7 protein-coding genes are annotated in these 8,003 nt (G+C 57.6%); 2 read left to right on the top strand and 5 right to left on the bottom strand.

The genetic code is table 11. From position 1 onward, the window contains the following. The 3 genes from GIW04_RS24810 to GIW04_RS24800 all read right to left on the bottom strand — a co-directional run. Positions 1-969: DMT family transporter (locus tag GIW04_RS24810; protein ID WP_236479289.1), on the bottom strand; the 969-nt coding region annotated here is incomplete at its 3' end. Beyond that, positions 966-1,949, bottom strand: a complete 984-nt coding sequence (locus tag GIW04_RS24805) for a 2OG-Fe(II) oxygenase family protein (protein ID WP_003189719.1) — start codon at positions 1,947-1,949, stop codon at positions 966-968. The genes GIW04_RS24805 and GIW04_RS24810, both read right to left, overlap by 4 nt. Before the next feature lie 14 nt (positions 1,950-1,963). Further along, the gene (locus GIW04_RS24800) at positions 1,964-2,959 is read right to left on the bottom strand and encodes a hypothetical protein (protein WP_120247680.1); all 996 of its coding nucleotides are present in this window, start codon (positions 2,957-2,959) and stop codon (positions 1,964-1,966) included. A 128-nt stretch (positions 2,960-3,087) separates the two neighbouring features. Between GIW04_RS24800 and GIW04_RS24795 the strand changes: the two genes are divergently transcribed. Further along, entirely contained in the window at positions 3,088-3,936 is an 849-nt protein-coding gene (locus GIW04_RS24795) for a LysR family transcriptional regulator (RefSeq protein ID WP_003189715.1), read from the top strand. A gap of 60 nt (positions 3,937-3,996) precedes the next feature. Here the strand turns inward: GIW04_RS24795 and mqo are convergent, their stop codons facing one another. Continuing rightward, entirely contained in the window at positions 3,997-5,643 is a 1,647-nt protein-coding gene (gene mqo, locus GIW04_RS24790) for a malate dehydrogenase (quinone) (protein ID WP_034135222.1), read from the bottom strand. 481 nt (positions 5,644-6,124) lie between these two features. Here mqo and GIW04_RS24785 point away from each other — a divergent pair, with 481 nt between their 5' ends. Beyond that, on the top strand, positions 6,125-7,312 hold the full coding sequence (locus tag GIW04_RS24785) for an MFS transporter (RefSeq protein ID WP_014717589.1): 1,188 nt from the start codon (positions 6,125-6,127) through the stop codon (positions 7,310-7,312). 282 nt (positions 7,313-7,594) lie between these two features. On the opposite strand, the gene GIW04_RS24780 is transcribed toward GIW04_RS24785, so the two are convergent. Next, positions 7,595-7,813, bottom strand: coding sequence for a hypothetical protein (locus GIW04_RS24780; protein ID WP_080889019.1), 219 nt, complete (start codon positions 7,811-7,813; stop codon positions 7,595-7,597). Positions 7,814-8,003: the final 190 nt, after the last annotated feature.

The following is an 8,003-nucleotide window of genomic DNA, read 5'->3' as shown; positions in this document are numbered from 1 at the left end:
TCCTCCTGCCCCTCCATTTTTTTTCTTCCCCACACCCCACAGACCCCATAAACACCCAACCCCTCCCCTCCCCGCCGCAGCCAACATTGTGAATAAAAGACAAACCCACCCCCCCGCCACGACTACAGCAATGCCCGCGTAGGTCGATGCGTGGATCACATCACCAAACATCAACGCGGCCCACACCAGAGTCACCGGCGGCTCCAGGTACACCAGCGCCGCCACATGGGTGGCAGTCATCACCCGCAGCAGCATCCACAGGCTCAAATAGGCGAGGAAGGTGGAGAACACCGTCAGCCACACAATCGAGATCAGTACGTTGGTGTCATGGGGAATACTCAGGGTGTCGGTGTAGATCACGGCCGCGGTAAAACCTATCAAGGTCAACAGCGACTGGATAAACAGCGGCAATACCAACCCGCTGTCCTGGGCCTGCACCGAGCGACGCTCGTACAAAGTCGCCAGTGTCAGCCCAAGTGCCGACACCAGAGGCAAGAGATACATGACCAGCCCGACACCCTGCCCGCCACCGCCATACTGCCCGGCAATCACAATCGACACACCGACAAAGCCGATCATCAACCCCAACCACTGCCAGCCGCCACTGCGCTCGGACGCCATGCCCGTCGACAATGCCGCGGTCATCAACGGCTGCAACGCCGCAATGATCGCCGCGATCCCGGGCGGTAGACCGTTCTGGATCGCCACGTAGAGGCAACTCAAATACAGGAACTGCGACAGGAACCCGACAACCGCGTGATGACGGATCTGCTGCCAGGAAACCCTCAGCAACCGTCTGTTCAAAAACAGCGCCAGGCATAACGAAACCAACAAAAAACGCCAGAACAAAAGGTTGAAGGCTCCAGCACTCTGCGCGCCTAACTTGGCACCTATAAAGCCGGAACTCCAAGACAGGACAAAGACGACCTGCAGCAGTAACAACCGCGTGTAGCCAATACGAGCCGTCATCGTGCCCCCTGCAATTGCAACGGCACGAGTTCGCCAAACGTGATGGGGTCAATCCCCAAACGCCGATATTGCTCGCTGGCGGGTCGTATCAGGTCACACTTGAGCTGGAACCAAGGCCTGATGGTACGCAGCACGCCATCGTCAGATGCCAAGTGCCAGAACTTATTTACATCCGCCTGACTGTAAGGACAGTGAAACGACAACACCAACGACATGCGCCGGCCTTGAGTGAGTGGGCGCACGCCATGAAACACTCGACTGCCGTAGATATACACCGCATCGCCACTGGCTTTCACACCACAGCTTCGCACGTTGTCATTGAGGCTTGCGACATCAAAGCGCTCCACAGGGCCCTCAAAATAAACGAACTCTCCACCTTCGTACTCGCTGGGCTCAGACAGCACTATGTTCAGCACAAAGCTGGTTCCATCGGTATGCCACATACCGATCTGTGCCCTATCGTGCTGAGCCTGGGGCGGGTAGAAGTAATTGACCTGGGAACGGGCGCGCAAGAAAGGGTGCGGAACCAGCGGCACACCTGCAATTTTTGACACCGCCAGCAGGAACGCCCGACTGTCCATCATCTCCCGGATAAGTGTCGATGACCGCGTTGCCGCACGGGTACGGTTAGAGATAATCCAGTCGCTGGTGCTGGACCCCGCCTCCAGCTGATAACACGCTCGCCTCAACTCGGCGATGCCCTGCTCATTGAACAGCCCCGAGACCTGAGCCACTGCCGTCAGCTGCTCGGGCTGGGCAATTACTAGTGGCGACCTCATGTACCCCAGGTTCGCTAAGCTGCGATGACCTGTGAGGCATGGGCCATCACTGCGCAAATAACTGTCACTCCAGTGTTGCAACGTGTCGAGCAGGGCCCCGGGATGCTTACATCGGGATGCGGGAACCAGTGATGCTTGCAGGGCTGACTTCAGGCGTGCAGCCCCTTGCGCGAATACGGGTAGCTCACTTTGCTGTTTCATCGTGACTTCCTCTCTCAATTGGCTATACCGTGATCCATTCGGTACTCCGATAACTGGTAGAGAACGCTGCCGTCACCGCTGCAATACTCACCAATGACGCGACATCCACCGTAATCCTGACGCACGCGGCTAAATTGCTCGCGGGTGTACTTCAAGCACACATTGGTCAACAAATAACCTTCATCTTTACCGCTGAGAACAGGAAGCAAGGTTGCCGCTACGCGATACCAGTCATCATCGACTTCAATGTCTGAAACGACGACTTCATGATTGCTGCCGACCTTGTCAAAACCGAGCTTCAAACCCACCAGCTCAGAAAAGCGAGTCATGCAGTGATGCCGATAAAAGCGATGAATATGCGCATCATCATCCGGGATGGACAGCTGCATTTCTGACAAGACATAGGTCCGTGTCCCACCTATTCTGCGAATGATTTGGCCGATCGTTTCGGGCAGTTCATTTCCCTCCTGAAACCCCAGCATCGTGACTAATGTCACGTCTTGCCCACATTCAATATCGTCCCGGCACAACGCGCGGAAATCGGTGGCCAAGTAACGAAAGTTCTCAGGCGCTGCCAGCAGTGGTTCCACCGCTCGACGCATTACGTCATGTGAGGCCCGGTTGATATCAACCGCCGTGTAATGTGCAGCTTCCACCCCGTTCTCAAGCAGATGCTGAAGCAGCACGGACGTCTTGATCGGCTCTGGCCCCAATTCGACGTAATGCAAACGGTCTTGACCTACCAGACCGACCAAATCATCCGCCACGGCGCGTAAAATCTCACTTAATGCTCCATTGCCGCAGGGTGCCGCACAGAGGTCAACTCGGTTCACACCCTCCAAATTCAACGAGGTCATCAAACCAAGGATTTCTTCACTGACCTGTCGATCTCGATCCTTGAGATCGGTAGATGTCGATGCGTACTTTTCGGCATTTTCAATCGTCCAGATCTGGGCGTCATATCCGTGGTAGTTTTTCAGCGATGACGCTACCAACTCATTGATATCCATATATGGGCTCCTTTTTCTTATTGTCAGGCGCGAAAGCACATACGAACCTGTTTGACCCAAAGCCTAATCAGCATGCATGATTTTGTATATTTGAATAACCCGCACCACTAATCCTCAAAAGAGGAATCATGAGCAAGCAACTCAATATCGATCTGCTGCGAACCTTCCATGCGGTCGCCCGCTTCCGTCGCTTCAATGAAGCAGCGAGCCATGTGCATCGGAGCGCTTCGACCGTTACGACGCAGATTCAAAAGCTGGAAGACTTAGTCGGCCAACGCCTGTTCAGCCGGAGTAACCAAGGTGTTGAGCTGACGATGTATGGCAAGAAACTACTCAGCGAAACCACTGACTTTCTCAAGAGCCACGACCGCTTACTGGCCTCCTTAACCCCCCAGCGCATGCAAGGAAGGATTCGCCTGGGGCTTCCCGATTCTTATGCGCCGGCTTTCATGCGCGATTTCCTGCCGCAGCTTATCGCTGACAATCCCTTGCTTGAGTTGGAAATAGAAGCCAGATCCAGTGGCGAACTGTTCACCATGTTCAGCCGGGAACAGATTGATTTGGCATTGATCGTCAGTGCTCAGCCCTTGGAGCAGGGAGAACAGTTGGGTTCGATACAGCCTGTATGGGTTGTTTCCGACCAATTCAAAACACCAGAACAGGCGCCGCTACCTATCGCAGTGCAATTAACCGGCTGCCCCTATCGAGCCTCGGCGATACGGGCGTTGAAAGAGCATGGCGCCTACTATCGAGTCCTGCTGGAAAGTGCCAGTTCTACTGCGGTAGAAGCCGCCGTGATCTGCGGATTGGCCGTTGGCCTGATTGAAGAAAGCCGAATAACCGCTGGGTTGACCCAAAATATCCCCGGCGTTCAACTGCCTGAATTGCCGCGCCATCACATCTACTTGTTGTCCGATAGCGCAAACCATCTGGCGCTTCATCTGCATGAGCAACTCAAGAAGGGATTCACCCTCTGAATGCCCACAAAAAAGCCCGCTGACCGTCACCGGTTCAGCGGGCTTTTTCGTAGATGTTGCTTACAGCGCCAGGTCAGAAACCGGCTTGCTTGGCTCAGCCGCAGGCTTGGCAGCCTCGGTGGCCTGTGGAGCAGCCAGCTGCGGAATCGCAGGTGGCGGGGTCAGTTGCAGGATACCGGCGGTGTAGGCCCATTCCTTGGCAACCGCTTCAGGGCTGTCGTTCAGCTTGGTGCCGTAGCTTGGCACGATCTGGTGCAGTTTTTCCTGCCAGGCCGGGCTGGCTACTTTGTCCTTGAACACCTTTTGCAACACGGTCAGCATGATCGGAGCCGCGGTGGACGCGCCTGGCGATGCACCCAACAGGCCTGCGATGGTGTTGTCGGCAGAGCTGACCACTTCGGTACCCAGCTTCAGCACGCCGCCTTGCTCTTCGTCACGCTTGATGATCTGCACACGCTGGCCGGCTTGCCACAGGCGCCAGTCGGACTGCTTGGCGTTCGGGAAGTACTCTTGCAGTGCCTTGAAGCGGTCGTCATCGGACAGCATCAGTTGGCCGGCGAGGTACTCGACCAGTGGGTATTCACGAATACCAACTTTGGTCATTGGCCAGATGTTGTGGGTGGTGGTGCTGGTCAGCAGGTCCAGGTACGAGCCTTCCTTCAGGAACTTGGTCGAGAAGGTCGCGAATGGGCCAAACAGAATCACGCGCTTGCCATCCAGCACACGGGTGTCCAGGTGCGGAACCGACATCGGAGGCGAACCTACCGAAGCCTTACCGTAGGCCTTGGCCAGGTGCTGCTCAGCGATGGTCGGGTTCTCGGTCACCAGGAACGAACCACCGACTGGGAAGCCTGCGTATTCCTTGCCTTCAGGAATGCCCGACTTCTGCAGCAAGTGCAAGGCACCGCCGCCGGCGCCGATGAACACGAACTTGGCGTCGGTTTCAGTCTTGGTGCCGTCTTTGAGGTTTTTGTAGCTCACACGCCACGAACCGTCGGCGTTCTTGGTGATGTCCTGCACTTCGCTCGACAGCTTCAAGTCAAACTTCGGCGTGGTTTGCAGGTGAGCGACGAACTGGCGGGTGATCTCGCCGAAGTTCACGTCGGTGCCGATCGGGCTCCAGGTGGCCGCGATTTTCTGGTTGGGGTCACGCCCTTCCATCATCAGCGGAACCCACTTGGCGATCTGCGCCGGGTCTTCGGAGTACTGCATGCCAGCGAACAGCGGGCTGGCCTTCAGGGCTTCGTAGCGTTTTTTCAGGAACTTGATGTTGTCATCGCCCCACACAAAGCTCATGTGCGGAGTGGAGTTGATGAACGAACGTGGGTTCTTCAACACGCCCTGCTGAACCTGCCAGGACCAGAACTGACGGGAGATCTGGAACGCTTCGTTGATCTCGACCGCTTTCGGGATCTCAACGTTGCCGTTCTTGTCTTCCGGGGTGTAGTTCAGCTCAGCCAGGGCCGAGTGACCGGTACCGGCGTTGTTCCAGCCATTGGAGCTTTCTTCGGCCACGCCATCGAGGCGCTCGACCATTTCCATGGACCAGTCCGGTTCCAGCTCATTGAGCCAGACACCCAGGGTTGCACTCATGATGCCGCCGCCGATCAGCAGCACATCGACTTTCTTTGCCTCTTCCGCGTGAACGGACGTGATCCCCATCGACAAAGCCAGCCCCAGCAGGGCAGTGTTTACTTTTTTAAACATCAGTAGCACCTATGATAAAACGCCATCCGCCCTACCGCCCCCGATCATGAGTAACCCTCGTTCACGCTACGTCAGGCAACGCACCGCGGGGTCTGCACATTCACATGAAGGCTGCAGGGTGGGCACACAAGGCCGATGGATCGACCTCACTGTTATGTCCCTTCTGCGCTGACTTCTTATCGTTATTGGCTTCAGCTACCTGGGCGACAGCCAACCGCTGGGACGTATACGGGTGTACGCACCAGGGAAAGACTAGACCAAGACGGCGCGCAGAATATCACGCTAAACAGCGTTTATGCGCCGTTTGGCCAATTGACAGGCCTAAATCGCGGGTTTTAATGCGCCCCTGTCAAGCCTGGCAGCCGCGACCTGCGGTCACAGGCGTGGAACTCTGCCGAAAATGGCGGTTCTAGACACCTTCATCGCGGCTTGCGTAGCATCGGCGACGTCCTTCGTGCACACCCTCCACACAGAGTTACCCATGACTATCCAGCAAACACCCGGGCACGTACTGCCCGCGCGCAGCGCCGCCAAAATGGAAGCGGCCATGGCCGTGGGCGCCTTCGCGATCGGCACCGGCGAATTCGCCATCATGGGCCTGATGCCCGACATCGCCCAGAACCTGGGCCTGAGCGAACCCCAGGTGGGCCACGCCATCAGCGCCTACGCCCTGGGCGTGATGGTCGGCGCCCCACTGCTGGCCATCCTCGGCGCCAAGCTGCTGCGCAAACACATGCTGCTGTTGCTGATGGGCCTGTACGCCCTGGGCAACTTCGCCACCGCCTTCACCCCGACCTTCGGCTCGCTGGTGGCCTTCCGCTTTATCAGCGGCCTGCCCCACGGCGCCTACTTCGGCATCGCCGCCGTGGTTGCCTCCAGCATGGTGCCCACCGACAAACGCGCCGGCGCCGTGGCCCGCGTGATGATGGGCCTGACCCTGGCCATGCTGCTCGGCAACCCCATCGCCACCTTCCTCGGCCAACACCTGGGCTGGCGCTCGGCGTTCGCCCTGGTCAGCGTGATCGCCCTGCTCACCATCGCCCTGGTCTGGCAATTCGTGCCCCACCGCCACGACGAACAACGCAGCGACCCACGCAAAGAACTGCGCGCCTTCACCAAACCCCAGGTATGGATGGCCCTGTCCATCGGCGCAATTGGCTTTGCCGGCATGTTCTGCGTATTCAGCTACCTGGCGCCAACCATGCTCGAAGTGACCAAGGTCTCGCCGCAGTGGATTCCGTTTGGCCTCGCCGCATTTGGCGTCGGCGGCATCATCGGCAACATTGCCGGTGGCAAACTGTTTGATCGCATGCAGTTTCGGGCGGTGGGTTTGATTTTGGTATGGTCGATGGCCGTGCTGCTGTTCTTCCCCTTCGCCGCGTCTTCGCTGTGGGGCGTGCTGCTAAGCATGGGGTTGGTGGGCACCATGGTCGCGTTGGCGGCACCGCTGCAGATTCGCCTGATGGACATTGCCCACGAAGCCCCAAGCCTGGCGGCAGCGTCCAACCATGCGGCGTTCAACCTGGCGAATGCGCTGGGGCCGTGGTTTGGTGGGATGGCCATCACTGCCGGCCTCGGCTGGACCAGCACCGGCTACATCGGCGCCGCAACAGCCCTGGTGGGCCTGGGCCTCTACCTGATCGCCCGGCGTATGAAAGGCGGCCACTAACGCCACAAGTTTTGCGCCGATCCTAGATCTAATGTGGGAGGGGGCTTGCCCCCGATAGCAATAGCTCAGTCACCACCTCAATGACTGACCCACCACCCATCAATCATCATGCAACAACCCCGAACCATACTCCCCGCCCGCTGCCACCAAAATTCATCTTGGCAGCTTTGCCGGGGCTATGGTCGCCAAACGCCTGACCACTGAAAATCAAACTGTGGGAGGGGGCTTGCTCCCGATTGCCATGGGTCAGTCAACACACCACTGACTGCCTCACCACCCTCATCAATCATCATGCAACAACCCCGAACCATACTCCCCATAACTACTCCCCAGCCCACTGCCGCCAAAATTCATCTTGGCGGCTTTGCCGGGGCTGTGGTCCCCAAACGCCTGGCATCCACCAGAAAAGCAAGGGTCACTATTCACAGCTGGTGAAGATGAACAAGCACTCAACATCAACGTGCCGGTGATCATCACGACTTTGACGAGATTCGAGATCATGGTTTCAACTCCCTATGGGCTGGAGGCGCGGGGGTCCTCTCTTGCAGGGAATCGTAGACCTCAAAGGCGCAGGGAATTATGAAACTTTGCGGGGGGACAGCATGAGTTCAGGTTGCCGCCTTGGGTAAGGCGGCGGAGTTGGTTATCAGGCTTTGACTGGGGCGGTTACAGGCGCAACTTGCTCCTGGGC

The sequence above is a fragment of the Pseudomonas sp. PA-4-8C genome (assembly GCF_021606625.1).
GTDB lineage: Bacteria > Pseudomonadota > Gammaproteobacteria > Pseudomonadales > Pseudomonadaceae > Aquipseudomonas > Aquipseudomonas lactis.
Note: the sequence above shows the minus strand (reverse complement) of the source record. Positions and strands in the feature narration are given on the sequence as shown.